The organism is Sorangium sp. So ce834, assembly GCF_051521425.1.
GTDB lineage: Bacteria > Myxococcota_A > Polyangia > Polyangiales > Polyangiaceae > Sorangium > Sorangium cellulosum_D.
The window spans coordinates 1302761-1328793 of record NZ_CP150351.1 but is presented as its reverse complement, the minus strand read 5'-3'; the positions used below and the strand labels follow the sequence as shown (position 1 = coordinate 1328793).

Sequence of the window (26033 nt, the reverse complement as noted above, 5' to 3'; positions counted from 1 at the left end):
GGCGGCGCCGGTCGCGCTGCCTAGATCGAGGCGCATGCGTTCCTTCGAATGGGTCACGCGCGCCGAGCCGCACCGCGAGCGCCGGCGCCGTATCGTGCGCGAGCACCCCGAGATCCGCGCGCTGTTCGGCTACGACCGGCGCACCATCGCGGTCACGCTGGCGGTGGTGCTCGCGCAGTTCGCCGTCGCCTGGTTGCTCGGCGCGTTCGCCGCGCCCTGCTGGGTGGTCACGCTGGCGGCGGCGACGTTCGGCGCGGTGCTCTCGCACTGGTGCGCGATGGCCATCCACGAAGCGGCGCACGATCTGGCCGCGCGCCGCGCGCGCTCGAACAAGCTGCTGGCGCTGATCGCCAACCTGCCGATGGTGCTGCCGGTGGCGATGAGCTTCCGCCGCTACCACCTCGCGCACCACGCGCTGCTCGGTGTGGCCGGCGAGGACACCGATCTGCCGCGTTCGCTCGAGGTGCGGCTGATCGGCGCCGGCCGCGCGCGCAAGCTCCTGTGGCTGTTCTTTTACTTCGCGGCCTACCTGGGCCGCGCCGCGCGCTTCGCCAAGCTGCCGAGCCGCGACGAGTGGATCAACCTGGCCATCCAGCTGCCCGCCGCGTGGCTCTCGTGGCGCCTGCTCGGCGCGCCCGGCTTCGCCTACTTGCTGCTGTCGACCTTGATCGGCCACAGCCTGCACCCGGTGGCCGGCCACTTCGTGCACGAGCACTACGTGTACGCGCCCGGGCAGGAGACCTACAGCTACTACGGGCCGCTCAACCACGTGACGTTCAACGTGGGGTACCACGTCGAGCACCACGACTTCATGAACGTGCCCGGCTGGCGCCTGCCCGCGCTGCACCGCATCGCCAGGCGCCACTACGACACGCTGGTCTCGCACCGCTCGTGGACCTGGGTGCTGTGGCACTTCATCACGGACCCAGCCATGGGCCCGCACGCCCGCATCGTGCGCTCCCGCGCCGTCCATGATGGCGCCCGATCTTCGAGGATTCCTTCCCCGAGGGGCGCCAGACCGTCGATGAGGACCGAGCTGAGCTGAGCAAGCGAAGCGGCACGCCTCGACGATGGCGGTGAGGCGGCGAGGTGCGGGCGGGCGCGTCAGAACGCCGGCACCACCGCGCCGCCGTAGGTCGACTCGATGAAGCGCCGCACGTCCTCGGAGTGCAGCGCCTTGATCAGCGCCTGCACCTCGGGCCGGGCCTCGTCGCCCTTCCTCACGGCCAGCACGTTCGCGTACGGGTTGCCCTTGGCGGGCTCGCTGGCGAGCGCCTTCGCGTCGAGCTTCAGGTTCTTCTGCGCCTCGAGGAAGTAGTTGCCGTTGATGACGGCGGCGTCCACGTCCTCCAGCGTGCGCGGCTGCTGCTCGGCGTCGATCTCCCGGAGGGCGAGCTTGCGCGGGCTGTCGAGCACGTCCTTCACCGTCGCGGCGACCCCCACCCCCTCGCGGAGGCGCAGGAGCCCGTGCTGCGCCAGGAGCTGGAGGGCCCGGCTCCCGTTGGTCGGGTCGGCCGGGATCGTCACCTGCGCTCCCTCGGGCAGGTCCTCGAGGCGAGCGTGCTTGGTGGAGTACAGGGCCAGCGGCTCGAGGTGCACCGCCGCCGCGCTGCTCAGCGAGAGCTTCCGGTCGGCGCAGAAGCGCTCGAGATACGGCACGTGCTGGAAGTAATTGGCGCCGAGCTGGCCGTCCGAGAGCGCGATGTTCGGCTGGATGTAATCGGTGAACTCGACCACCTCGATCTTCACCCCCTCGCGCTCGGCCAGCGGGGCGGCCACCCGGAGGATCTCGGCGTGCGGCACGGGGGTGGCGCCGACCTTCAAGGTGCGGCTGCCGCCGGCGCCGGCCGGCTCGTCCGGCTTGTTGCAGCCGGAGAGCAGCGCCATCAGGGAGAGCAGGAGAGCGGTGAGAACGATCGCAGGGGTTCGCTTCATGGTCGGTCCTCCGGAGGGCTCACGTGGCGAGGCGGCGCGGGCCACGGCCCTGGAACGGGTCAATCGCGAGCGCCGGCGCCCCGGGTGCTCGTGCGGTCGAAGCGGGAGGCGAGCCGGTCGCCGAGCAGCTGGACGCCTTGCACGAGGACGAGGAGCACGACGAGACAGCCCAGCATCACGTCGGTGCGAAAGCGCATGTATCCGTATTTGACGGCCAGGTCGCCGAGGCCGCCGCCACCCACGGCGCCCGCCATGGCGCTGGTTCCGAGCAGGCTGATCACCATGAGCGCCGCGCCGCGCACGAGGGACGGCAGCGCCTCGGGCAGGAGCACCCGGAGGATCACCTGCCGGTGGGTGGAGCCCATCGCCACCGCCGCCTCCACGAGCCCGGGGTCCACCTCCCGCAGGCTCTGCTCCACGACGCGCCCCAGGAAGGGGATCGCCGCGACGACCAGCGGCACGATGGCGGCCGTGGTGCCGATGGTGGTGCCCACGAGGAGCCGCGTCAGCGGCACGATCGCCACCATGAGGATGATGAACGGCACCGAGCGCCCCACGTTCACGAGCGTGCCGAGCGCGCGGTGGAGCAGCGGCCGCTCCCAGAGCCCGCCCCGGTCGGTGATCACCAGCAGCACGCCCAGCGGGAGCCCCGCGACGAGGACCAGGATCGCGGAGACCGACGTCATGTAGAGCGTCTCCACGGTGGCCGTCCACAGCGACGCCGCGAGCTCGCTAGTCATGCGCCACGGGCTCCGGACGATACCGCTGCTCGCGCAGGTGGTCGAGCGCCTGCTCCAGCGCCTCGGGGGCGCCGGTGAGCTCGACCAAGAGCCGGCCCACCGGGACGCCCCCCACCCGCTCCAGCGTGCCTTCGAGCAGGGTGGCGTCCACGCCGAAGCGGCGCGCCAGCACGGCGAGCACCGGCTGAGCGGCGGCGTCGCCGACGAGCGACAGGCGGACCAGGCGGCCTCCGGGACGGGCGGGCCAGCCGCCCGCGGCGAGCGGCGCATAGCACAGCGCGCTCAGGCGGGTGCCGGGCTGCGCGAGCAGGTCGACGACCTTGCCCTGCTCGACCACCCGGCCCCGCTCCAGCACGGCGACCGAGCGGCAGATCTCCTTGAGCACCTCCATCTGGTGGGTGATGAGCAGGATGGTGAGCCCCAGCTGACGGTTGATGTCCCGCAAGAGGCCGAGCACCGAGCGCGTCGTCTCCGGATCGAGGGCGGAGGTGGCCTCGTCGGACAGGAGCACGCGCGGCCGCGGCGCGAGCGCCCGGGCGATCCCCACCCGCTGCTTCTGGCCGCCGGAGAGCTGGGCCGGGTAGGCCTGCGCCTTGTCCGTGAGGTCGACCAGCGCGAGCAGCTCCTCCACCCGCGCGCGGATGCGGCCCGGCGGCCACCCCGCGATCGCCAGCGGATAGGCGATGTTCCCCGCCACGGTCTGCGAGGAGAAGAGGTTGAAGTGCTGGAAGATCATGCCGATGCCCTGGCGGGCCTGCCGGAGCTCCCGCGGGCCGAGCGCCAGCATGTCCCGCCCGTCGACCTGCACCTCGCCCGCGGTAGGCCGCTCGAGCAGGTTGACGCAGCGGATGAGGGTGGATTTGCCCGCGCCGCTATGCCCCAGCACCCCGAACACCTCGCCAGGGGCCACGCGCAAGGAGACGCCGTCCAGCGCGATCACCTCGCGCTTGCCCTGCCGGTACACCTTGCTGACGTCCCGCAGCTCGATCACGGCCGACGACCACCTCCACACCCGCCCCGCGACGGGCGCCGGGAGTGGGCCGCCGGCGGGGAGCGACACCCGTGCCGCTCGCGCGGAAGCTGCGGGCCAGCTTATAGCGGCCACGTCGCGCCGGAGCAACACGAAGGTCCGCGATTGCTGCCCACGCAGCAGCGCGCTCCCCGCCTTCAGCGGATCGATGAGATGTCGAGTCGCTCGACGCCTGTTCCCGGGCGGCCCTACGGCGTGCAGTAAGCGACGGTGCGCCCGCCCTGCGCGGCCGTGGCGCAGCCGGTGTAGCCCGCGGCGCGGCAGTCGAGCGCCGCCGGCTCTCCCCAGCCGCAGTACCGGAGGACGGCGCCGTCGCACGCCTCGTCGTCGCCGAGGTCGCACGCGCCGCCGACCAGCCCGCAGGAGGCCGCGCCGGCGAACTGCCCGCTCTGGAGGAAGCCGCACCCCTGGCCGGCCGGCTCCAGCGCGGCGCAGTCGCGGCGGCCCAGCTTGCCGCCCGCGCAGGTCTCGAGCACCGCGCCGTCGCACCGCTGGGAAAAGAAGGTGCACGCCTCGCCCGTGCCCACGCAGCCGAGCGCGCCGCGCTGCTCGTCGAACCCGCAGGTCTCCCCCGCGATCGAGAAGACCTGCTCCCCGTCACGGCCGTTCACGTGGACCAGGTTGTACTGGCTCGGACAGTGGACCCGCGTCAGGAAGCCGGCGGGGCTGCACTCGACGAGCACGTCCGCGTCGTCGGGATCGCACGCCGCCGGCGTGGTGGCGTAATCGCACGGCTCGGCGCCGCACCCGGCGACGAAATCGGACATGCAGGAGAGCCCGGCGGCCGCGCAGTCCATCGCGACGAGCGGCGCGCCCAGGTCGTCGCAGATCACCCAGGTGTCGCCCTCGCACAGATCGGCGCCGGCCCTCTCGCTGCACGCCGCGCCGAGCTCCTCGACGGCCGGCGTGCACGCGCGGACGCCGGCGCAGTCGGCCGCAGCGAGCTTGCAGTCCATGGCCGCGAGGCCGAGCCGCCTCGCCCCGACGGTCGCCCAGGCCCACCGCTGATCGAGCTCGTGGCCGAGGCAGGCCTGGAGCCCCACCGGCGTGCCCCCGTCGGCGTCACATGCGTTGATCCGCAGGCACGCCTCGACGCGCGGGTCGAGCTCCGCCGGGCCGCCGCCGCCGCCGCCTTCACCCCCGCTACCCCCTCCCCCGCCGGCGCTGTTGCTCGTGCCGCCGGGGTCGCCGCCGCCCTTGCCGTCGTCGTCGCCGCAGGCCAGGAGCGAGAGGCCCAGCAACATCATGATCACACAACGTGAGGTGTAGATCGCGATCATGGCGTGTCTTATCACGATGGCCAGATCCCGATGGCTGCTGTCAGAGGGACATCGACGTTCCTCGATCGCGCCTCCCCGCGGCGCCCGGCGCCGCGGACCGGCAGCGGCTCGCTCCGCGGGCGTTCGGGCGGCCAGCACCTCGCGCCAGCACAGACGGAACCCCTGCGTCGCGTCGGACGCAGATGCGTCAGCCGAGGACGTCCGCCATCCCCCCGCGAGGCACCCGGATGCGGGTTGGCCGACCCTTTGCTCCGCTCATCCAGCCTCATGCCTGGACACATCTCGTGTATGCTGGCCCGCGTCCGCCATGGCTCATGATCTGCTTCCTGCGCTGATCGGCTCCCTCGTGGAGGCGACCTGCTTCGAGGACGCTGCCACGGCGGTGCTGCGCAAGATGCTCGGTTGCGCCGAGCAGACCCTCACGGCGACCCCGCTCGCCCCGCGCGGGCGCCTGCTCCGCGGGGTGGTGCACCTCCGGCCCGAGGGCGGCTATCAGCGCCTCTTCGGCATCGAGCACCGCAACGGCGCGCGGGTCGAGGGCACCGGCTATCTCACCTCGGCGAGCGTCTGGCGCTGGCTCGTCGAGCACCGCTGCTCGGTCTCGATCGACGTTCAGCTCGGCGTGCTCCGCCCCTGGCTCCCGGACGGGGCGGCCGCGCTCGTCGAGCGGCGCGGCGGCGCCGGTCTCCCCGGCGACGAGACGCGCGACCGGATGCTCGAGCGCGACGCCACGCACGTGCACGTGGTGCCGCTGCGCGCCCCCGGCGGCGCCGTCGAGGGGATGGTCGCGCTCGAGGCCAGCTGCAAGGCGGCCGCCGGGGGTGAGCCGATGTGGCGCGGGTGCTACGAGCAGCTTGAGCTCCTCGCCAGCATCGCGGCGCCCTACCTGCGCGCGCTGCCGCCCCGGCCGGCCGGCCCGGCGCGCGTCGACGAGTTCCTGCCGGTCGTCGGCCCCACGACCGGGCCCCTCATCGACCTGCTGCGCGTGTTCGCCCGGCAGGAGGAGACCATCCTCATCAGCGGCCCGACCGGCGCCGGCAAGTCCCGGCTCGCGCGCTGGTGCCACGAGCAGTCGGGGCGCGTCGGCCAGCGGTTCGAGACGCTCGACCTGCTCAGCGTCCCCGAGGACCTCCAGATGGCCGAGCTGTTCGGCTGGAAGCGCGGGGCCTTCACCGGGGCGGTGCGGGACAACCCGGGCGCGATCGCGCGCGCCGCGCAGGGGACGCTCTTCATCGACGAGGTCGACAAGCTCTCGCTCAAGGCGCAGGCCGGCCTGCTCCACGTGCTCGAGGAGCGGCGTTACCGGGCGCTCGGCGACGAGGGGGGCGAGCGCCGCGCCGACGTGCGCTTCCTCATCGGCACCAACGAAAACCTGCGCGCGGCCGTGCGCGACGGCCGCTTCCGCGAGGATCTCTACTACCGGATCAACGTGCTGCCCGTCCGGCTGCCGCCGCTCGCCGAGCGGCTCGACGAGCTGCCGCTCTGGGCCGACTACATGCTGAGCCGCCGCCACCGCGAGGGCGGCGCGCACGGCGCGGCGCGGCTGGCGCCGGAGGCGGTGGCGCTCCTCTCCGAGGTGCCGTGGCCAGGCAACCTGCGGCAGCTCGACAACATCATCCGCCGCGCGTACGCGCTCTCGGTCGCGGAGCGCGGCGGCGCGGGCGGCGAGCTCGCGCTCGATCGGAGCCACCTCGCGCGCGCCCTCGCCTACGACGGCGCGCCGGAGACCGGCGCGCTGCTCGCCCAGCTCTGGCGCGCGGCGCACGCCTTCGTCCTGGAGGCGGAGCGGCGCGTGCGCGGGGGGGAGCCGCTGTCGCTCGATCTCAGCGAGGGCTTCCGCGGCCTGGTGCTCGGCGCGGCGCTGCAGCGCGCCGGCAGCCGCGAGGAGGCGTTCGCGCTCCTCGGCCAGCAGCAGCTCGTCAAGAACCGCAATCACCACCGGGCGCTGCGGCGGGAGCTCGATCGCGTCCGCGAGCTGACCGAGGCGCTCGGCGGAGAGATCGATCGCGACCTCGTCGCGCTGCTGAAGGAGGATGTCGAGGCGCCGTCGGAGGGGCGCTGATCCGCGCTGTTCCTTGAGGTTTACCGCCGCGCAGCGCCGCCAGGCTCGAGGCGCCGCGGCCGTTCGTCGCTCGCCGAGGGTCGTCCGTGGCCCCTCCGGGCGCTCGCCCGGGAAACACCGGGCATGTCACCAGAACGAGGCCGGAATGCATCAGGGCAGTCCGTTGCTGGCCGCCGAATCGACGTTCGCGGGGCGATACGAGATCGTCTCCGAGCTGGGCGCAGGCGGCTTCGGCAGGGTCTACAAGGCGCGGCAGCTCACCACCGGCCAGACGGTGGCGCTCAAGATCATGACGCTGCCGGAGCGCGGCGACGCGGCCGCGATCGAGCGGCGGATCGCGCGGTTCCTCCGCGAGGCGGAGCTCTGCGGGCAGCTGCGTCACCCCAACATCGTGACGCTCATCGACGCGGGGCGCGCCGGCGACGAGCTCCTCTACACCGTCTTCTCGTATGTGCCCGGCGAGACGCTCGAGGATGTGCTCGGCCGGGAGGGCGCGCTCGCGCCCGCGGAGGCGAGGCACCTCATGGTGCAGGTGCTCGACGCCCTCTCGTGCGCCCACGCCCAAGGGGTCATCCACCGCGACCTCAAGCCGCGCAACATCATGGTGCTCCCCTCCGGCGCTCGCCGGAACGCGGTGGTGCTCGACTTCGGCATCGGCGTGATCGCCGGGGCGAGCGGCGGCCGGAGCGCGCGCCTGACGGCCACCGGCGAGACGCTCGGCACGCCCGGCTACGCCGCGCCCGAGCAGCTCCGCGGGCTCGAGCCGACGCCGCGCGTCGACCTGTTCTCGTGGGGGCTCGTCTTCCTCGAGTGCCTGACGGGCGTGCCCGTGTACGCCGGCGGCTCGGCGGCCGACATCCTGTACCAGCAGCTCAACCCCGCCCCCGTCCCCATCCCGGCCGCGCTCCAGGGGCACTGGCTGGGGGCGCTGCTCCGCCACGTGACGCAGAAGGACGAGGCTGCCCGCGAGGCGAGCGCCGCGGCGCTCGTCCCGGCGCTCGACGCCTGCGACGTCGCGGCGCTGTCGCGGGACGCGATCGCCCGGGGAGCCCCCTCCGGCGAGCCGCAGGACACCCCGGTCGATCCGCTCGGGGGAGGGTCGGCGGCCGGCGCGCCGCGGGCGTACGCGTTCTTCGCGCCGACCGTCACCCGCCCGCCCGACGCCGCGACGCTCGCCACGCTCGACGGCGAGCGGCGGCAGCTCACCGTGGTCTGCTGCGCGCTCGACGCGATCGCCGCGACGCCCGAGGGGCTCGACGTGGAAGAGATCGACGGGCTCTTGCGCGCGGAGGTCGCCGCCTGCGCCGAGATCGCGCGCAGCCACCGGGGGCACGTGGCCGCCGCGCTCGGCGACCGCGTGCTGATCTACTTCGGCTACCCGCGCGCCGAGGAGGACGACGCGCGGCGCGCCGCCCGGGCGGCGCTCGCGATCGCGGACGCGGTGCGCGCCAAGAACGACCGGCGCGCGGCGCCGGGCACGCGGATCGAGGTGCGGATCGGCGTCCACAGCGGCGTGCTCGTCGCGCAGGACCTCCGGGGCGGCTCGGCGCCCGGCGTGGGGGAGACGCCGCGCACCGCCGCGCGCGTCGCGGCGCTCGCGCCGCCCGGCGGCGTCGCGGTGTCGGCCGAGGTCCGGCGGCTGCTGCGGGGCGCGTTCGAGTTCGAGGGCGGCGAGGGGCCGCAGGCGGATCGCGCGGGCGCGTCCGGGAAGACCTTCGTCCTCCGCGCGGCGTCGGATCGGCCGCCCACCCCGGACTCCATCAGCAACGAGGCGCCGCTCGTCGGCAGGGAGCAGGAGATGGCGATCCTGCTCGAGCGCTGGCGCCGCGCGCGCGCTGGCGCGGGGCAGTGCACGCTGATCAGCGGGGAGCCCGGCCTCGGCAAGAGCCGCCTCGTGCGCGAGCTGCGGGCGCGGGTGGCGCGCGAGCCGCACACCTTCGTGGAGTGCCGCTGCGCGCCGGACACGCAGCACAGCGCGCTCTTCCCGATCGTCGAGATGCTCGCGCGCATCCTGGAGCTCGATCACGAGGCGCCGCCGGACGCCCGCGTCGCGCGGCTCGAGGCGCGCCTCGCGGGCCACGGCTTCACGCCGCCGGAGGTGATGCCGCTGTTCCTGCCGCTGCTCTCCCTCCCCGTCGCGCCCCCTTACGCCCCGCTCGACGTCTCCCCGCAGCGGCGGAAGGAGATGACGCTGAACGCCGTCCTGTCGCTGCTGTTCGCGATGGCCGACGAGCGCCCGCTGATCTTCGTGGCAGAGGACTTGCACTGGGCCGAGGCAACAACCCTGGAGCTGCTCGCATTGCTTGTTCGAGAGGCTCCCTCTGCCCCGGTGTCCCTGATCATGACCGTACGTCCTGAGTTCTCGGTTCCCTTCCCTACCGCCGGTGTCCAGCACCTCTCCCTCAACCGCCTTGAGCGCGCCCAGGTCGAGCCGATGATCACGGCGCTCCTCGGCGGCAAGGCGCTGCCCGCCGAGGTCCTCGATCAGGTGCTCGACCGCACCGACGGCGTGCCGCTCTTCGTCGAAGAGCTGATCTGGACGATGGTGGACACGGGCGTGCTCGTGGAGGGGGAGGATCGGTACGAGATCGCCCGTCCGCTCGCGCACAGCGAGATCCCGAGCACGCTGCGCAACCTGCTGACGGCCCGCCTGGATCGGCTGGGTCGCGCCAGGGAGACAGCGCAGGTCGCGGCGGCGCTGGGCCGGGAGTTCAGCCTCGACGTGCTCTCGGTCGTGAGCCCGCTCGGCGCCGCCGCCGTGCAGGAGGACCTCGACAAGCTGATGGACACCGGGCTCGTCTACCGCAAGCGCCGGATCAAGAACCCGAGTTACATCTTCAAACACGCGCTGATCCGCGACGCGGCCTACGACAGCATGACCCGGGCGACCCAGCAGGCCATGCACAGGCGGATCGCCACCGCGATCGAGGTCGATTTCCCCGATTCGGCCAGGGAGAGGCCCGATCTCGTGGCCCATCACTGGTCCGCCGCGGAGCGCCCGGACAAGGCCGTCGGGTACTGGCATGACGCGGCCAGGAAGGCCTCGGGCGCGTCGGCGTACGCCGACGCCCTGCACCACATCGCGAGAGGGCTCTCCGACGCCGCCATGCTCCCGCCCGGCGGAGCGCGCGACCACCAGGAGATGGATCTGCTCCTGACGCGCGGGGCGACCCTGATGTCCAAGGCCGGTTACAGCGATCCGGACGTGGAGCGGTCGTTCACGCGGGTCGTGGAGCTCGCCGCGGCCGACCAGGCGTCCTCCGAGCGCGCCTTCGTGGCGCGGCGGGGGCTCTGGTATTTCCACAACGCGCGCGCTTCCCTGCCGGAGGCGCTGCGCCTCGGGCGCGAGCTGCTCGCGATCGCCGAGCAGGACGGGCGGCCGGAGTGGCTGCTCGGGGCGCACCAGGCGCTCTGCGTGACGAGCTTCTGCATGGGTCGCTTCGCCGATGCCGTCGCGCACAGCCGCCAGTGCGAGTCCATCTACGTCTTCGAGCAGCACCGCCACCTGGCGGTCACCTACGGCGATGACCCGCTGCTCGGCGCGCTGTCCTTCGAGTCGCTCGCCGAGCTCCTCCTCGGGCACGTCGATCTCGCCCTCGCCCGGAAGCAGCGAGGGATCGACGACGCGGCGCGGCTCGGGTACGCGAGCCTCGCCGCCGGCATGCACGGCCAGGCGGCGTGGCTTCACCTGCTGCTCGGCTGCACGGGCACGGGCGCGCCGCTCCTCGACGCCGCGCGGGAGCACGCCCAGCAGGCCATCACCCTGGCGCAGGAGCACGGCTTTCCGTACTGGGATGCCTACGGGCGCATGATCGACGCCACGGCGCGCGCCCTCTCGGGCGATCGCGAGGGGATCGAGCATCTCCGGCGCGGCATGGGGATGTGGCGGCAGGTGGGGGCCGAGCTCGGCATGACCTGGCAGCTCACGTTCCTGGCGGCGGCGCTTCGGCTCCAGGGGGACTTCGACGGCGCGCTCCGCCTGCTCGACGAGGCGACGGCGCATTACGGACGCACGGAGGAGCGTTACCTCGAGCCGGAGGTCCACCGCCAGCGGGCGGAGATCCTCCTCTCCTCGGAGAACCCTCGGCGCGACGATGCCGAGGGCGAGCTGGAGCTCGAGCGCGCGCTCACCCGGGCGAGGGAGCTCTCGGCGCGCTGGCTCGAGCTGAGCGCGCTCTTGAGCCTGCACCGCGCCCGCTCGCGGCGCGGCGAGCCCGGGGCGCGCGCCGAGATCGCCGCCGTGCTCGCCGCGATCGACGGCGATGATGCGTCCGCCGCCGCGCTCCGCGAGGCGCGCGGCCTCCTCTCGGCGCCGGCGTGAGCGGGCGGCGGACGCCCGCCGCCCGCTCAGAAGAGCCCTGAAGGCCAGCTGGTCCCGAGGTAGGCCTTCGCCGAGGGCCCGCGATCCTCGTCCCAGACCAGCTTGATGTCGAGGAAGCGCAGGAAGCGCCGTGGCCACGCCTCTCCGGCGACCTGCTCGCGCGACTCGCCCGGCCACCCGGCGACCGCGGCCGCCTTGGCCGGGTGGCAGAGCCCGGCGTCCACCAGCCGGTCCAGGATCGCGCGCCGTCGCGGATCCTGGCAAGGCCCGTGCGCAACCTGCTGCTGGCTGAACGCCAGCCCGAGCGACGCGCGCCCGGGGGCGTCGTAGGTGGCCAGGTTCAGATCGAAGAACACCTCGTCTCCGGTGTGCGCCTCCGGATACAGCGCCCTCTTGGCTCGCTCCAGGGCGGCCAGATCACCGCTCCATCCGATCGCCTGGAGGTACGGTGAGAGCGCGGCGCGGGGCACCTTGCCGTAGAGCTTCACCGCCCTCGGATCGCGGCCCAGCATCACCGAGAGGTGGATGAGCCGCCCTCCTCGCGGGAGGGCGTCGAAGCACCGCGCCAGCGCGCCGGCGAGGCGCGCGGACGCGGGCGCGCCCACGAGGTGGAGGACGCGGTGAACGGTGTCGAGCTCCTCGTCGGACCGGGGCGCCCCCAGGGGGTCGAGCGGCCGCGCGTAGCCCGGCACGAGACACACGCTCACGCAGGGAGGCGCGGCCGCCTCCCCGCGCACGTCGTCGAGCTCGAGCCACACGGTGGGGACTCGCGGCCAGAGGGGCGCCTCAGGGTCGGACCAGGCGGCCCCGAGGCGCGCGACGGGGAGCCACGCCTGGCGATCCTGCTCGGTCCACGTCCGCGCGCGCTCCTCGAGGTCTCGGAACACCCGCGTGCCCCGCGGCCCCGGCCGATCCAGGGCGACGAGGAAGTCCACCTGGTCGTCGGCTGGGCCGAGCCGCCACTCGACGTACTGCGCGGTGACGTCGCCCTCGAGACCCGACCTCGACAAGCGCGCGTGGGCCCTTGCTCGATCGAATCCAACCTCGGCGGGCATACCCGCGGACGCGGCTGTCAGGATGTCATCCATCGTGTCCTCCTCTCCTCCGGCCAGGGCGCCTACCAGGGCGAGTACACCGGGCTGAGGAGCTCTGTCTTCAGCGCCGACAGGGTGGTGTTGAGCCGCTCGGGGCTCAGCGCGTTGCCCTCCCCTGCCTCCAGCAGGGCTGCCACCGTGGCTCCGGTGTTCGGGAAGTAGGCCAGCGCCTTGTTGTCGAGGGGCCGGCGCGACGGGCTCGCCGCGCTGTCGGCGAAGACGGCGTAGAGGAGCGACAGCAGCGGGAACTGCAGATTGGCGTAGCGCGGGTCGTACATCAGCCCCTTGGGCGGCGCGATCAGCTCATTCCGCATCAGCGCGACGATCTGATCCGCGAGCCCGGCCGTCGGCTTCGCGCCGGGCTCCCTGCCGGTCTTGTTGCAGATGTCCGCCATCTGCATGGAGAGGTGATACTCCCTGTAGGCGCGCCTCGGGTTGTCACGGATCTTCTTCTTCTCCGCCGTGTCGTTCGAGTAGAGCGCGTAGAGGAACGAGAGGATCGGATAGCTAGGGTTCGCGTAGCTCATGGCACAATCTCCTTCACTGCTCCGTGTTGACGATGGGATCCCAGGCGGCCCTCGCGGCCTGCCAGAAGAAATCGGCGCAACCCTCCCCGAAGCGCGCGTCGCCCTCCTTGGCGCTCGGGCACGTGTCCCCGCCGCACTCCGCGCACCCGGTCGAGGGGGATTTGAACACGACCCCCTTGGCGCGGGCGTGGCACTCGAAGCAGGACACGTCCTGCCGGTCCCACTCGATGATGGCGTTCGCCAGGGAAGCGGGCCTGAGCCCGTCGAGCGGGACGTGAGTGGGCTTCTCGCTGAGGGAGCACGCCACGTAATCCTCGGACTCGCGGCGCTGGGCGCCGATCAGCTGGTAGTGTTGGAGCACGTGCCCCCGCTGCTCGAACAGCGCCCGGACCTCGGCGTTGAGGTCCGCCACGTCCCGCGGGATCGGCGTCAGCCGCTCGATCTGGGTCCGGCGGGGCTGTCCGGGCGCGGGCTTGGGGCACGTGTTGGGGGCGCAGCCCAGACACGAGGGATCCCGGAACAGCGGCTTGCGCCACGGCTCGGGCGGCTCGAGGTTGTCCACGTGCTCGAACGTCGCCCAGAACCAGGATGCCTTGGTCATCAGGGTCTTGGCGGCGATGTGCATGGCCACGAGCCCGTGCTCGCCGTCCTCGTGGAGGAGGAAGCGCCCCGGGTCGTCGGACGGGCCCAGCTTCTTCCACGCCAGCTTGATGTGCAAGAGCGGCTCGTTCACGCCCTCCGGGAACTCCTTCGCACAGGCAGGGTACCGGCCCCACGTGGCAACCTGCTCGTTCAACCCGGCGCAGGTGGTCGAGCCCGCGTCTTTGCAGTCGGACGCCGAGCACTGGACTGCCAGCTGGCGGCGGGCGTCGTTCACGCCGAAGCCGTTATCCGTGTCCACGAACTGCTCGTACGAGCGCGGGTTCATCCGTGCCTCGAACTTCACGGGATTCCCGTTCTGGTCCCACACGGGGTTGTTGTGCGGCGGCAGCGGGGTGGTCCAGCCCGACGACATCGCCGTCTTGACGTTCACGTCCTGGCACTTCTCTGGATCTTCGATCTCGTCGCGCCGGAATGCAGAGGAGACGTCGCGCCACGCGCACCACAGGGGCAAGCCGGCGCCGGAGAGCTGCGGCGACCGCTGGAGGTCGTCCACGCCGACCATGTCCTTGCAGAGGCCGCTGCGCCCGGGGCCGTCGGCTCCCTTCGGCGTGTGGGGCCAGTTGGCGGCGACGAAGAGGCGCCACGCGAAGATGTTGTGCAGTCGGTCCAGCGAGGCCTGATCGCACGTGCCGCCGGGGCAGGCGGGGCCGCATGGGCCCGCCTTGGGCCGCGGGGACGGGGGACACACGTCGGGCGGCATGTCGCGCAGCGAATCGAGGTCCGTGGGGAATCGGAGCAGCTCCGGACCATAGGTGTACTCGCAGCCATCGCCCGCTCCGCTGCCGCTGGCGGTGCCGCCGCCGCTGCCAGCGGTGCTGTTGTTGCTGCCGCCGCGACAGGCGGCGATCAGGAGCGCGCCCGTCAAGGCGCAGTTGAGACCACGATACAGCGATCCTGAGACCCTATTCATGATGGGGCTCCTCCGGCCGTGCGTGAGCAGTCGTACCCGTGTCGCGATGCCCTGGGACGCGATGCGCGCCCGGTTGCGAGCCTTGTCGGGGCCACCCGAGAGGCTCTCAGCCGCCAATCGCGATGTGCAGATCGACTAAGCAAGAAGAGCGCCATCGGCTGGCGTGCGGGGTTTATAGCGCTCGCGGCGCCGAGATCGGGCTTCGCGGGGGAGACTCGCGGCGCGGCCGGGCAGCTGCCCGCGCCCGTCTCGTCCGATCACCGCCTGTTCGATCCTCTTCGTGCGTCTCCCAGGACGCGCGCTCGTCTTCCCGCGACGCGGGCGCCTCCCTGCCGTTCACCCGCGCTCCTCCTCGCGGGCGCGCGGGGTGTTCGTGCGGAGACGCCCGATGCTGCGCGCGTGCGCGCACGCGCACGGTCATCTCGCGTGCGCGAACACGCGCACGGTCATCTCTCGTGTGCGCGCACGCGGCGCACGGTCATCTCGCGTGTGCGCGCACGCGCATGGCCATCTGCCATGCGCACGACGCCGACGAGCGCTCGTCCGATGGCGCGAACCGTGGTAGGCTGCCCCCGAAGTAGGGCGAGCCGACCTCAGGTGCGCGCGTGTCGGGGTCTGCCCGACGCGCCTACGCCCATGCGCTCGCCAGCCGGCGGGCGCGCGCGATCTCAGGCACACACGCCGTGTACCGCGCGCGCCAGGCGGCGTCGGGGATCGCCTCGGCCCGCGCCGCGATCCCGCGAATCGCCTCGCCGAGCGCCGCCCGCGCCTCGTCTTGCCTGCCGCCGGTCCAATGGGCCTCCGCCAGCGCCACCCGCGCGTCGATCTCGACGTAGCCGCCTCCGCCCAGACACGCGAGCCCGGGCTCGATGCGGCTGGCCACACGTGCCGCCTCATCGCGGTCACCCAGCTGGATCAGCCCGCGGACGAGCAACGCCGTCACCCAGAGCCGCCGCAGCGGGATGCGAGCGCACAGCGCGTCCGCCTCGCGCGCCTGCTGCACGGCGTCGTCGAACGAGCCGCGCTGGAGAAGCACCTCTGCGCAGATCCCGTGGGCCCAGCCTCGGTACCCCACGCTCACCCCTGCAGCGGCGAGCAGCGATCCGGCCATATCGCTCGCTTCTGCCCATTTCGACGGATCCGAGCCGTGCGAGAGCAGCGCCGCCAGATGCAATGCGGATTGACGTTGCGCAAACGGGATCGCAATGCGCTGCGCCAGCGCGACGGCCCGCCGCAGCGTGGCCTCGCCCGCCGCGGGATCGCCGAGCTCGGCCTCCGCCTGACCGAGCCTGTTCAAGGCCGTGATCTGGTTCCGGAGATCCTCGATCGCCTGGAACGCCTCGACCGCTTGTCGCGTCAGCTGGAGCTGCCTCCAGGGGTCCCGCTCGAAGGCGCGCACGTAATCGCTGCGCCCGATGGCGATCGCCCCTCGGAGGTCGAGATCCAGGGCGGGCATCGCAGCGGCCAGCGCGTCCGCGCGGTCCAGCAAGGCTTTGCAGAGCTCGCGTCGCCCGTAGGTCTGGAGCAGCGATGCGGCGAGCGGCGCCCAGAGCATGTACTCCCGGCCCGCCTCCGTGTCCGGCTGGAACCGGACGAAACGGTCCGCCGTCTCCATGAAATCGTCCTCTGCGCCCAGGACGAGGGACGCCCACGCACGATGGAACAGGGCAATGCACGCCCACCGGCTCCCGCGCCCCGTGAGCGGCAGCGCCGCGGCGCTCGCCTGCTGCGCTGCATCGAGCTCCGATCGCCAGCAATGCGCCATCGCCTTGAGCGCCAGCAGGTTGCCGAGGGTCTCCCCCTGCACGCCGCAGCCGATGCCGCGCTGCGCGCGAGCAAGGGCGCTCCCGAAGTCGCCGCGATCGCACGACTGCCGGCCCGCGCGCAGGTAATGGAACGCGGCCTGATCGAGCGCTCGCCCGCGCTGGAGATGCTCGGCCAGCACCACGGGATCCGGCTCCCCCGCCCGCTCCAGCCATTCCCCCGCCAGCCGGTGGCCGAGCACCCGATCGCCCTCGGTCAGCATGGCATACGCGCCCTCGCGCAGGAGCGCGTGCCGGAACGCCAGCTCCTCCTCCGCGGGAAAGCGGCTCTCGCGGCGGCGCACCAGGATCTCCAGCGCCACCAGCGCCTCGAGCCTGGCGGTGACCTGGCCCCGTCGCGCCTCGCCGCCGACGAGCGCAGCCACCCCTCCAGCCCAGCAGACCTCTCCGAAGACGCTCGCCGCGCGCAAGAGCCGCCGGGCCTCGTCGTCCAGCGCCCCGAGGCGCGACTCCACCATGGCGACCACCGTCCCCGGCACATCCGGGCCTCTGCCCTCCGCGGTCCAGCGGATCAGCTCTTCCAGGTAAAACGCGTTTCCCTCCGACAGGCGCACGATCCGCGCGATCGCCTCGGCGTCGGCGCGCTCGCCCAGCACGTGCCGCGCGAGCCGCTCGCCCGCGCGCCGGCTCAGCTCGTTGAGCCGCAGCTCGTGCAGCCGCCGCCCCTCCCAGAGCCTCGGGAACAGCTCGCGCACCTCCGGCCGCGCCAGGGCGAGCACGAACAGCGGCCGATCCGAGAGGTCGCGCAGCGCCGCGTCGAGGAGCGACACCGTGGGTCGGTCTCCCCAGTGCAGATCCTCCAGCACGACGATCAGCGGGCCGCCGGCGACGATGGCGGCGAGGTAATCGAGGAAGGCGGCGCGCACCTGGTCCGCCATGCGCTGCGCGTCGCGGCGCGCGGCCCGGAGCGGCAGGCTGTCCTCGTCCGGGAAGGCAGCGCCCACGATCTCGCCGAGGAACTCCTCGACGCGCCGCCGATGGCCAGGCGACACCCGCGCCTCGATCTCTGCCGAGAGCTTCCGGCGCCGCACCTCGCTCGGCTCGCCCTCTTGAATGCCGCACGCGCTCCGCAGCGCCTGGCCCAGCATTCCGAGGGGCGATCCGGCCCGCAGCGCGTCGCCGCGCACGGCCCACACCGACACCTGCTCGCGCTGCCCCCGGATCTCCTGCAGGAACTCCTGCGCCAGACGCGACTTGCCCACGCCGGGCGGCGCCGTCACCAGCGCCGCCTGCGCCGTGCTCTCCTCGATGCTCTCGAGCACGAGCGCCCGGAGCATGCCGAGCTCGAGCTCTCGCCCCACGCACGGCGTGGCCCTGCCGAGGAGCAGGCGCGTCCCCTCCGCCAGCGGGCATTCGCCGTGCAGCGTGAAGAACCCCTCGCCTTCCCGCACCTCGAAGCGCGCGTCGAGCAGGCCCGCGACGACCTCGTCGATGATCACCGTGGCCTCCGGGGCGACGTGGCGCGCCGTGGCGCTCGCCAGCAGCGCCGCCCGGTCGATCGCCGGCCCCATCGACCGCGCCGTCCGCTCCCCCCACCCCATGGCCAGCGCGACGCGCCGGCCTGCGGCGCACCGGCGCAGCGCGAGCGCGCACCGCGCCGCCTGCGCGCACAGATCCGTCGCCGTCTCGGTGCCCGCCAGCATCACCACGACCGACCCGTCGAGCAAACGCTCGCTCCGGCCGCCATGCGCCTCGCCCTCGCGCAGGACGGCCTCGTCGCCAGGCGAGAGGGCCAGGGTCGTCTCCCCGTCGAACGCCATCACCTGGGCGTCCGCCGCCGCGCTCACCACGATCACCGCCACGGCGCGCTGCTCGCTGATCGTGAGCGAGGGCGAGCGGACCTCGCTCACGGCCGGCGACGGCGACGCATCCCCGAGCGCGCGCAGCGCCACCGCCGCCGCCTGCCCGCACAGAGGCCGCTCCTCCCGGCGCTTCGACAGCATCCTCCGCAGCAGATCGTCGAGCGCCTCGGGCACCCCGGTCCGCAGGGTTTGCAGGCTCGGCGTCTCCTCGAACAGCACCTTGGTCAGGATCGCCGCCACATGTTGGCCGCCGAACGCAGGCCTGCCTGTCAGGCACTCGAAGAGCACGCAGCCGAGGGAGAACACGTCCGCGCGAGCGTCGATGCTCGCCTCGCCCCGCACCTGCTCGGGCGCCATGTAGCCCGGCGTCCCCATCAGCACGCCCGAGCGCGTCATCCGCGCCGCCTGCCCGAGCCGCGCGATGCCGAAATCGAGCACCTTCACGCCGTCGAGGCGCCCACCTGGCAAGAACAGATTGCTCGGCTTCAGGTCGCGGTGCACGACGCCGCGCTCGTGCGCAAAGCCGAGGATGTCCGCCACCGCGGTCGCCAGCGCCACGCTCTCGTCGATCTCGAGCGGACCACGCGCGAGCCGCGCCGCGAGGTCCTCGCCCTCGAGCCACTCCATGACCAAGTAGGGAGCGCCCTCGGCGCTCGCCCCGTGCGCCACGTACCGGACCACGTGGGGGTGAGACATGCCCGCGAGGATCTGCGCCTCTCGCTCGAACCTCGCCGCATCCTCCGCGTCGCGCTGGGGCGAGAGCTTCACCGCCACCGCCTCGCTCGTCTCCTGGTCGTGCGCCTTCCACACCTCGCCCATGCCCCCCGCGCCCGCGCGGTGCTCAAGGCGGTAGCGTCCGGCCAAGACCGCTCCTTGCTCCACGATGGCAATTATCCGTCGATACGGCGAGGGATGTAAAGAGGCTCGCCTCGGCGCTCTCCGCGCGGCCGCGGCGGCGCCGGCCGGCCGCGGCTGGATGCCGGACGTCGTGGGCGCGGTGGGGGATTCGAGCCGCGCACCGCCGCTCGTCGGACAAGGTTGCGAGAGCCGGTGTCGCTCGTGCGCCCCCCGACGCGCGGGCGCCTCCCTGTTCAGACATGCACCCTCTCGAATGCCCCCCATCAGGTCGACTGCAGCCCTCAGCGCCTGGGTTGCATCCCATGCTTTTTGTGGTTTAGTTCCGCCTCCTGAAGAAATTCGCTTACCCGAAAGGATATAACATTGATGTCGACGAACCTCAGCGCCAGAGCTCTTCTCGTCGCCTCGATTTCGCTGCTCGGCTGGGCTGGCTGCATCTCCGTCGATCACCAGGACACAGACTTCGACGGTGACGACGCCGATGAAACGGGCGCGGCCGTTCAGCCGCTCTCGACGATAAACTTCCGCTCCAGCTCGACGGCGACCGGGAAGAACCTGACCGCGTTGACCCTCGCGAAGCCGGCGGGCGTCGTGCAAGGCGACGTCCTGCTCGCGCGCATCGCCAACCGGAACCAGGTGGGCGCGGTGATCGCTCCGCCGGCGGGGTGGACGCTCCTCCGCTCGGATCAGAGCGCGTCCGCCGTCAAGTCATGGGTGCTCTGGAAGGTGGCGACCGGCGCGGAGCCCGCGAGCTACTCCTTCGGCTTCGACGTCTCGGCCTACCTGGCGGGGAGCATCGTGGCGTTCAGCGGCGCCGATCCCGCGAGCCCGATCGACGCGGCGAGCGGCCAGAAGAACGGCAACTCCGCGACCCTGGCCGCGCCCGCGGTCACCACCACGGCGGCGAACGGCGTCGCGGTCTGGTTCGGCACGCAGGTCTGGACGGGCTCGTCCTGCCCGGCGAGCCCGATCGTGCCGCCGTCGGGCTTCACCGAGCCGTTCGACACGTGCCTGCTCTCATCGTCGACGGGCCTCCTGTTCGACGCGGCGTACAAGCAGCTCGGCGCCGCGGGCTCGCAGCCGGCGTGGAGCGGCACCTCTCCCTTCGCCAACACGAACACAGCGCAGGTCGTCGCGCTGAGGCCCGCCGGCGCCCCGAGCTGCTCCGCGGGCGACACGTTCGCGAGCACCTACACGACGGTCGGGAGCCTGACCTCGACGGACATCGTGGAGATCTCCGGGCTCGCCGCGAGCCGCGTCAACCCCGGCATCCTGTACGCGCACAGCGAGAACAACGCGAGCTTCGTCGCCATCCAGAAGACGAACGCGGCGGTCGTCGGGAGCTACGTTGCCGGCGTGTTCCCCTGGGACTGGGAGGACATCGCGACCGGTCCGTGCCCCGCGGGGAGCTGCATCTTCATGGGGGACATCGGCCGCTTCAGCGGACGCCCGCCGCCCTACCCGACGACCTTCGCCGTGGTCCGCATGAGGGAGCCGAACCTCGCCGCGGGGGAGACGAGCGGCACGGTGTCCGGCGATCGGTTCCCCTTCCAGTACCCGGACACGCCGCAGAACGCCGAGGCGCTGATGGTGCACCCGACGACGGGGGACATCTACGTCGTCACGAAGGAGGGCACGACCGGGCTCAGCAAGGTGTACAAGTTCCCGAGCCCGCTGCCCGCGCCTGGCACCCTGTCCACGCTGATTCACGTGGCCGACCTCCAGATGCCCCTCGGCCCGGACGAGAACTTCCGGTCCGTCACCGCCGGGACGATCCACCCGTGCGCCAACCGGTTTCTGCTGCGCACCTACCGAGCGGTCTACGAGTACCGAGCGCCGTCCGGCGCGGGCTTCGAGGCGGCCTTCGCGGCGTCGCCCGTCGCGCTCACGGACACGGTCGAGGGTCAGGGCGAGTCGATCGAGTACGAGGCGGACGGCTCTGGGTATTTCACGATGACCGAACGGGAAGCCGCGCCATACCCGCTCAAGCGCGTGGCGCGCCAGTAGTCTCCGCGTCGAAGCGCCCGTTCGCGAGCCGCGGTCAAAGGGCCTGCGGATGGCGCGAAGCCGCGGGGCGGCTCTACGTTCTTCCGAACGAGTCCTCGTGGGACATCTTCACGTCGTCCAGGGTCAGGGAAGACATGACGCTCTCGTAGCTCCGGAGCAGCATGCGGCACGAGACGGCGTCTGCAGGATCTCCCACCAGCAGATCCTTGCTGGCGTCGTCCCAGATGTCCGGACCGCGATCCGAGCTCACGGGGATGGGTCTGTCCCGGCGGTTGTACTTGATCCGCTCCAGCTTCGTGTTCGGTACCCGAACCCGCTCCAGATCGGCCTTCAGATGCGATATCGCCCTGGCGAAGCGCTCCGAGAAGCACCGGCTCGCCTGACACATCGTCCTGACCACCTCGTAGGCGCCCAGCGTCCACAGCCACATCAGATCCGAGGCGCGGGTCCGCGCCTCGTGGGGGAAGGCACCTTCGCTGGAGGCGCACGCGTCGAGGCCCGCGAGGATCTCCCTCGATATCGACAGCAGGACCTGGTGCCGGCCGGACAGGTAGAACGAGAACGCCGCCAACGGATGCCGGGTGGACATCTCTTCTCTTCTTCGCGCGAGCAGGAGGGGTGTCGTCACCGCTCCGGCGGAGACGCGAGCAGCTCCTCGCCGAGCTCCCGGAGCGCGCCCTCCAGCGCCGCCGGGTCGCTCGCGTCGATCTCCCATTCCTTGCGGCTGTAGTACTTCGTGGCGCCCCGCGGGGCGCCGCTCAGGTCGAGGCAGTAGTCGAAGCCCTTCACGTCGCACGGCCGCGCGTCGAAGGCGACCTCGTGCTTCGACTTGTCCTGCGGGAAGAGCAGCTGCAGCTTGTCGTTGCCGCGCAGCTCGTAACGGAACAGCGCATACGAGCCCTCGAACTGGGACGTGCGCCGGAACATGCCGATCGGCTCGTCGGCGAGCATCACCATGAGCTCGATCTGGTCCGTGTCGTCCCTCGGGAGCCGCTCGATCCAGAGGCGCCCGACCAGCGTCTTCGCGTCGGACCCGCGCGAGCTCAGGAGCCCGTAGCCGCCTGCGGCCGCCGCGAGGGCGATCGCCGCCGCCGTCATCATCTTGGAAACGCGGTTCATGGACGGCATCCTACGCCTTTCCAGCGCCGGGCGGGGCCCGGAGGCGCGCGAAGCACCGCCGCGGGCGCCCCCAGCTCGGCGCCGAGGTCCCAGAGGCGCCGCGCCGCTCACCGCGCGGGCGTCTGCCCGGTGACGAGGCGGCCGCACACGAGCTGGCGCGCGACCTCGGCGACGCGGCGGCCGAGGTGCTCGGCCGTGCGCAGGTCGGCCTCCGGCGGGGCGACGTCGGGGCCCTGGTCGACGTTCGACTGCGCGCCGGCGCCGAGCCAGAAGCCGAGTCGATTCAGGTCCTCCTCCGATCCCTTCGTGGAGTTGTTCGCGGGCGGGAGGCCGAGATTGACCCAGTGCATGCCGTGCTGGGCGGCGAAGAGGGCGATCTGGATCAGCGTCGCGAGCTTGTCGCCGGAGCGGGAGCCCGAGTTGGTGAACCCGGCGGCGACTTTGTCTTTCCAGGCGAAGCCCTTGGCCATGACCGCGCGGGAGCTCGCTTCCTGGAAGGCCTTGAACGCCGCCGAGGCGCTCGCCACGTAGGTCGGCGCGCCGAAGATGATCGCGTCGGCGGAGGCCAGATCGCCCCAGCGCGCCTGCGCCTCCTCGACGGTCAGCAGCAGGGCCTCGGCGCCCTCCACCTGCTGCACGCCTGCTCGGACGGCCTCGGCCTGCCGCCCGGTGTGGCCGTGGCCGCTGTGGTAGACGACGGCGACGCGGACGCCCGGCAGGGGCGATTCTCCCCTCGCCGCCGGCCGCGCGCCCTGCTGCGCCGTGAGCTGGACCGTGTGCACACTCAACGTACTTCCTCCTTGGCTGTCGCCGCCGGTCGCGGGCGCGTCCGGCGCGTCACTGCTCTGACGACGCGCGGCGAGGAAAGGTGACCGGCACGCGCGCACGACCGTTCGGCGCTGCCCGGCCTGCTCGGCCCGTCACGGCGGCGCGGCGTCGACGACCGCGAGCCGGAGCTGGCGGAGGCGGGCCGGCTCGCCGATCACGTCGATCGCGGCGACCCGACCGCCCTCGATGGCGACCTCGAGGACGAGCTGCAGCCGCCCGCGCGGGGCGACGACGACGCCGACGGCGCCGTTCACGAGGGCGGGCCGGGCGAAGCGCGCCCGACCGGCGTTGGTGGCCGTCTCCTCGGCGACGCGCCGGGCGCCGCGCACCTCGGCCTCCGCGCCTCCCCGCAGCGCGGCGCGATCGGCGCGCCGGACGACGTCCGGGGCCAGCACCGCGAGCAGCGCGCCCAGATCGCCGGCGCGCGAGGCGGCGAGGAAGGCCTCCACGACCTCCCGATGCCCGGCGAGCTCGGCGGCGGGCGCCGCGGCCCCGCCGCGCACGCGATGGCGGGCGCGGCTCGCCAGCTTCTTCGCGGCGGCCGGCGACCGGCCGACGATCGCGGCGATCTCGTCGAACGGCACGGCGAACAGGTCATGGAGCACGAAGGCGACGCGCTCGGCGGGCCCGAGCGTGTCGAGGACCACGAGCAGCGCGAGCCCGACGGCGTCGGCCAGCGCCGCCTCGTCTTCGGGGCCGGGCGACCCGCCGTGGTCCACCACCTGATCGAGCTCGCCGCTCTCGGTGAGCTCCTCGCCCCGGCGCCGGCGCGCGCGCAGCATGTCGAGGCAGACGCGGCCGAGGATCGTGGTCAGCCATCCCGTCACGTTGGCGACGGCGCTGGCGTCGGCGCGGCTGGCGCGCAGCCAGACCTCCTGCACCGCGTCCTCCGCCTCGTCCACCGAGCCGAGCATGCGGAACGCGACCGCCCGCAGGTGGCTGCGGGCCCGGTCGAGCTGCTCGGCCAGCTCGGCCTGACTGATCATCGGTCACCTTTCGTCGTCGCGGCTCGTCATACACCTCGTGAAAGGACGGCGCAACGTCGAGAGCCGTCGTCGGTAGGTGATGTCGGGAGCCGATCGCGCAGCGACGAGCCGTGGAGAGCTCGGCCGTCTTTCGCGCGCTCCCCCGCCGCGCGGAGGCGCTCGGAGCGAGTGCACATCGTTCCGTCGAGAGCCCGTCAGTGCAACATGGCTGTACGGCAAAATCAGCTGCAGTTGGCGATTGACGCTCCTTTCTCCCAAAGACCCGTGACTGCAACATGGCTGTACGATAAATCGTCGAAACGCGCTTGACTTCGGCTCGCGCTTGCGTGCTTTAATCACATGACATGCTCGGGCCCATCTCGCACCGGGCATGTCCACGCAAGACTCGCCTCGACAGCCACGGTGTGACCGGGCATACGACCCGTGCAAATGGGTGCACGCGGTCGTGGTGAACAAGCTCTGGCCGGGAATCATGCTGCCCCGGTCCATGGGCGGTGGGGCACGCAGGCGCTTCTGGTTTACTTATCCATCTTGAACAGAAGCCTGAGGCCCGTCCGTCCGGATCATGGAGAATCTTGATGCGTATCGATCGCTTGCTTGGCGCTGTGTCCCTCTCCTTCGCGTGCGGCCTGCTCGCCTGCGCCATCGAGCCTGCTGACCTGGAGGACAGCGAGGCGTCCGAGTCCGCGGCGAGCAGCGCGGACAACACGATGAAGGCGGATCTCGCGCTCCAGTCGGAGTGGGGCAGCGGCTACTGCGCGAACGTGACGGTGACGAACACGAGCACCGGCCGGTCCACCTCCTGGGGCCTTGTCGTCGGGCTCAACGGCTCGACGGTGGCCAACGTGTGGAACGCGCGCTCCTCGGCCGCGGGGGGCGGGCAGCTGACCGTCACCAACGAGAGCTACAACGGGACGCTGAACGCGGGCCAGTCGACGTCGTTCGGGTTCTGCGCGAACGGCACCGGGAAGCCGACGATCGTCTCGGTCAACGGCAACGGAGGCACGGGCACCGGCACGACCACCTCGTCGTCGAGCAGCTCGTCGAGCAGCAGCTCGAGCTCGTCGTCGAGCTCCTCGTCGAGCAGCGGCGCGGGCGGCGCCGGCGGCGCCGGCGGCGCCGGCGGCGGCGGCGGCGCGGGCGGCTCGGGTGGCTCCGGCGGCGGGGGCGGCTCCGGCGGTGGCACCACCGGGAAGTTCGTGGGCAACATCACGACGAACGGCAGCGTGCGTGACGGCTTCGCGAGGTACTGGAACCAGATCACGCCCGAGAACGAGGGCAAGTGGGGCTCCGTCGAGCGGAGCCGCGGCGTGCGAGACTGGAGCGCGCTCGACCGGATCTACAACTACGCGAAGTCGAACAACATCGTGTTCAAGCAGCACACCTTCGTGTGGGGTGCCCAGCAACCCAGCTGGCTCGGAGGGCTCTCCGGCTCGGATCAGCAGGCGGCCGTGAGGGACTGGATGCGGGCGTTCTGCGCGCGTTACCCCGACACGAAGTACATCGACGTCGTGAACGAGCCGCCGCCCCACACCACGCCTTCCTACAAGAACGGCATCGGCGGCGACGGCGCCAGCGGCTACGACTGGATCGTCAACTCCTTCAAGTGGGCCCGCGAGTTCTGCCCGAACGCGGTCCTGATCCTCAACGACTACAACAACATCGAGTACGAGAACGATCACCAGAACTTCATGCGGATCGCGCGGGCGGTGATCAACGCGGGCGCCCCGGTCGACGCGCTCGGCGCGCAGGCCCACGACGCCTACAAGCTCAACACGAACACCGTGAAGGGGTACATCGACAAGCTCGCGTCGCTGGGCAAGCCCGTGTACATCACTGAGTACGACATCGGCATCGCGGACGACAACCAGCAGAAGAGGGTGATGGAGGAGCAGTTCACGATGTTCTGGAACCACCCCTCCGTGAAGGGCATCACGCTGTGGGGTTACATCGTCGGCGCCACCTGGCGGGACAACACGGGCATCCAGCATTCGAACGGCACCATGCGGCCGGCCATGAGCTGGCTCATGGGCTTCCTCGGCCGCTGA

General features: G+C 72.3%; 17 protein-coding genes. 5 read left to right on the top strand and 12 right to left on the bottom strand.

Annotation, left to right across the window (positions count from 1 at the left end; translation table 11 throughout):
• Positions 1-34 precede the first annotated feature (34 nt).
• Positions 35-1045, top strand: a complete 1011-nt coding sequence (locus WMF20_RS04895) for a fatty acid desaturase (protein ID WP_437611124.1) — start codon at positions 35-37, stop codon at positions 1043-1045.
• Between the two features lie 59 nt (positions 1046-1104).
• On the opposite strand, the gene WMF20_RS04890 is transcribed toward WMF20_RS04895, so the two are convergent.
• The 4 genes from WMF20_RS04890 to WMF20_RS04875 all read right to left on the bottom strand — a co-directional run bounded on the left by WMF20_RS04890 (position 1105) and on the right by WMF20_RS04875 (position 4985).
• A complete protein-coding gene (locus WMF20_RS04890; protein ID WP_437611122.1) occupies positions 1105-1935 on the bottom strand; it encodes a MetQ/NlpA family ABC transporter substrate-binding protein in 831 nt (276 codons plus the stop codon).
• Positions 1936-1994: 59 nt separating this feature from the next.
• Positions 1995-2675, bottom strand: a complete 681-nt coding sequence (locus WMF20_RS04885) for a methionine ABC transporter permease (protein ID WP_129573213.1) — start codon at positions 2673-2675, stop codon at positions 1995-1997.
• Positions 2668-3666: a methionine ABC transporter ATP-binding protein gene (locus tag WMF20_RS04880; protein ID WP_437611119.1), complete on the bottom strand. Its 999-nt coding sequence runs from the start codon at positions 3664-3666 to the stop codon at positions 2668-2670. Before WMF20_RS04880 ends, WMF20_RS04885 begins: the two co-directional genes overlap by 8 nt.
• Before the next feature lie 227 nt (positions 3667-3893).
• Positions 3894-4985, bottom strand: coding sequence for a hypothetical protein (locus WMF20_RS04875; protein WP_437611117.1), 1092 nt, complete (start codon positions 4983-4985; stop codon positions 3894-3896).
• A 307-nt stretch (positions 4986-5292) separates the two neighbouring features.
• Here WMF20_RS04875 and WMF20_RS04870 point away from each other — a divergent pair, with 307 nt between their 5' ends.
• Both WMF20_RS04870 and WMF20_RS04865 read left to right on the top strand, forming a co-directional pair.
• Positions 5293-7047 (top strand): sigma-54-dependent transcriptional regulator, encoded by a 1755-nt coding sequence (locus WMF20_RS04870; protein WP_437611115.1) that lies wholly within the window; start codon positions 5293-5295, stop codon positions 7045-7047.
• A 145-nt stretch (positions 7048-7192) separates the two neighbouring features.
• Positions 7193-11368, top strand: coding sequence for a TOMM system kinase/cyclase fusion protein (locus WMF20_RS04865; protein WP_437611113.1), 4176 nt, complete (start codon positions 7193-7195; stop codon positions 11366-11368).
• A 26-nt stretch (positions 11369-11394) separates the two neighbouring features.
• Here the strand turns inward: WMF20_RS04865 and WMF20_RS04860 are convergent, their stop codons facing one another.
• From WMF20_RS04860 to WMF20_RS04845, 4 genes are all read right to left on the bottom strand, one after another.
• Entirely contained in the window at positions 11395-12378 is a 984-nt protein-coding gene (locus tag WMF20_RS04860; RefSeq protein ID WP_437611111.1) for a hypothetical protein, read from the bottom strand.
• A gap of 107 nt (positions 12379-12485) precedes the next feature.
• Positions 12486-12989 (bottom strand): hypothetical protein, encoded by a 504-nt coding sequence (locus WMF20_RS04855; RefSeq protein ID WP_437611108.1) that lies wholly within the window; start codon positions 12987-12989, stop codon positions 12486-12488.
• A 13-nt stretch (positions 12990-13002) separates the two neighbouring features.
• On the bottom strand, positions 13003-14562 hold the full coding sequence (locus WMF20_RS04850; RefSeq protein ID WP_437611106.1) for a hypothetical protein: 1560 nt from the start codon (positions 14560-14562) through the stop codon (positions 13003-13005).
• 628 nt (positions 14563-15190) lie between these two features.
• On the bottom strand, positions 15191-19051 hold the full coding sequence (locus WMF20_RS04845) for a protein kinase domain-containing protein (RefSeq protein ID WP_437611104.1): 3861 nt from the start codon (positions 19049-19051) through the stop codon (positions 15191-15193).
• Between the two features lie 360 nt (positions 19052-19411).
• Between WMF20_RS04845 and WMF20_RS04840 the strand changes: the two genes are divergently transcribed.
• A complete protein-coding gene (locus WMF20_RS04840) occupies positions 19412-21052 on the top strand; it encodes a cell wall anchor protein (RefSeq protein ID WP_437611102.1) in 1641 nt (546 codons plus the stop codon).
• A 73-nt stretch (positions 21053-21125) separates the two neighbouring features.
• Here the strand turns inward: WMF20_RS04840 and WMF20_RS04835 are convergent, their stop codons facing one another.
• From WMF20_RS04835 to WMF20_RS04820, 4 genes are all read right to left on the bottom strand, one after another.
• Positions 21126-21641, bottom strand: coding sequence for a hypothetical protein (locus WMF20_RS04835; RefSeq protein ID WP_437611100.1), 516 nt, complete (start codon positions 21639-21641; stop codon positions 21126-21128).
• Positions 21642-21676: 35 nt separating this feature from the next.
• Complete coding sequence (locus WMF20_RS04830; protein ID WP_437611098.1) at positions 21677-22171, bottom strand: hypothetical protein; 495 nt, start codon at positions 22169-22171, stop codon at positions 21677-21679.
• Positions 22172-22278: 107 nt separating this feature from the next.
• The gene (locus WMF20_RS04825) at positions 22279-22890 is read right to left on the bottom strand and encodes a flavodoxin family protein (RefSeq protein ID WP_437617080.1); all 612 of its coding nucleotides are present in this window, start codon (positions 22888-22890) and stop codon (positions 22279-22281) included.
• Positions 22891-23091: 201 nt separating this feature from the next.
• The gene (locus WMF20_RS04820; RefSeq protein ID WP_437611096.1) at positions 23092-23985 is read right to left on the bottom strand and encodes a sigma-70 family RNA polymerase sigma factor; all 894 of its coding nucleotides are present in this window, start codon (positions 23983-23985) and stop codon (positions 23092-23094) included.
• Between the two features lie 578 nt (positions 23986-24563).
• On the opposite strand from WMF20_RS04820, the gene WMF20_RS04815 reads away from it, so the two are divergent.
• Positions 24564-26033, top strand: coding sequence for an endo-1,4-beta-xylanase (locus tag WMF20_RS04815; protein WP_437611094.1), 1470 nt, complete (start codon positions 24564-24566; stop codon positions 26031-26033).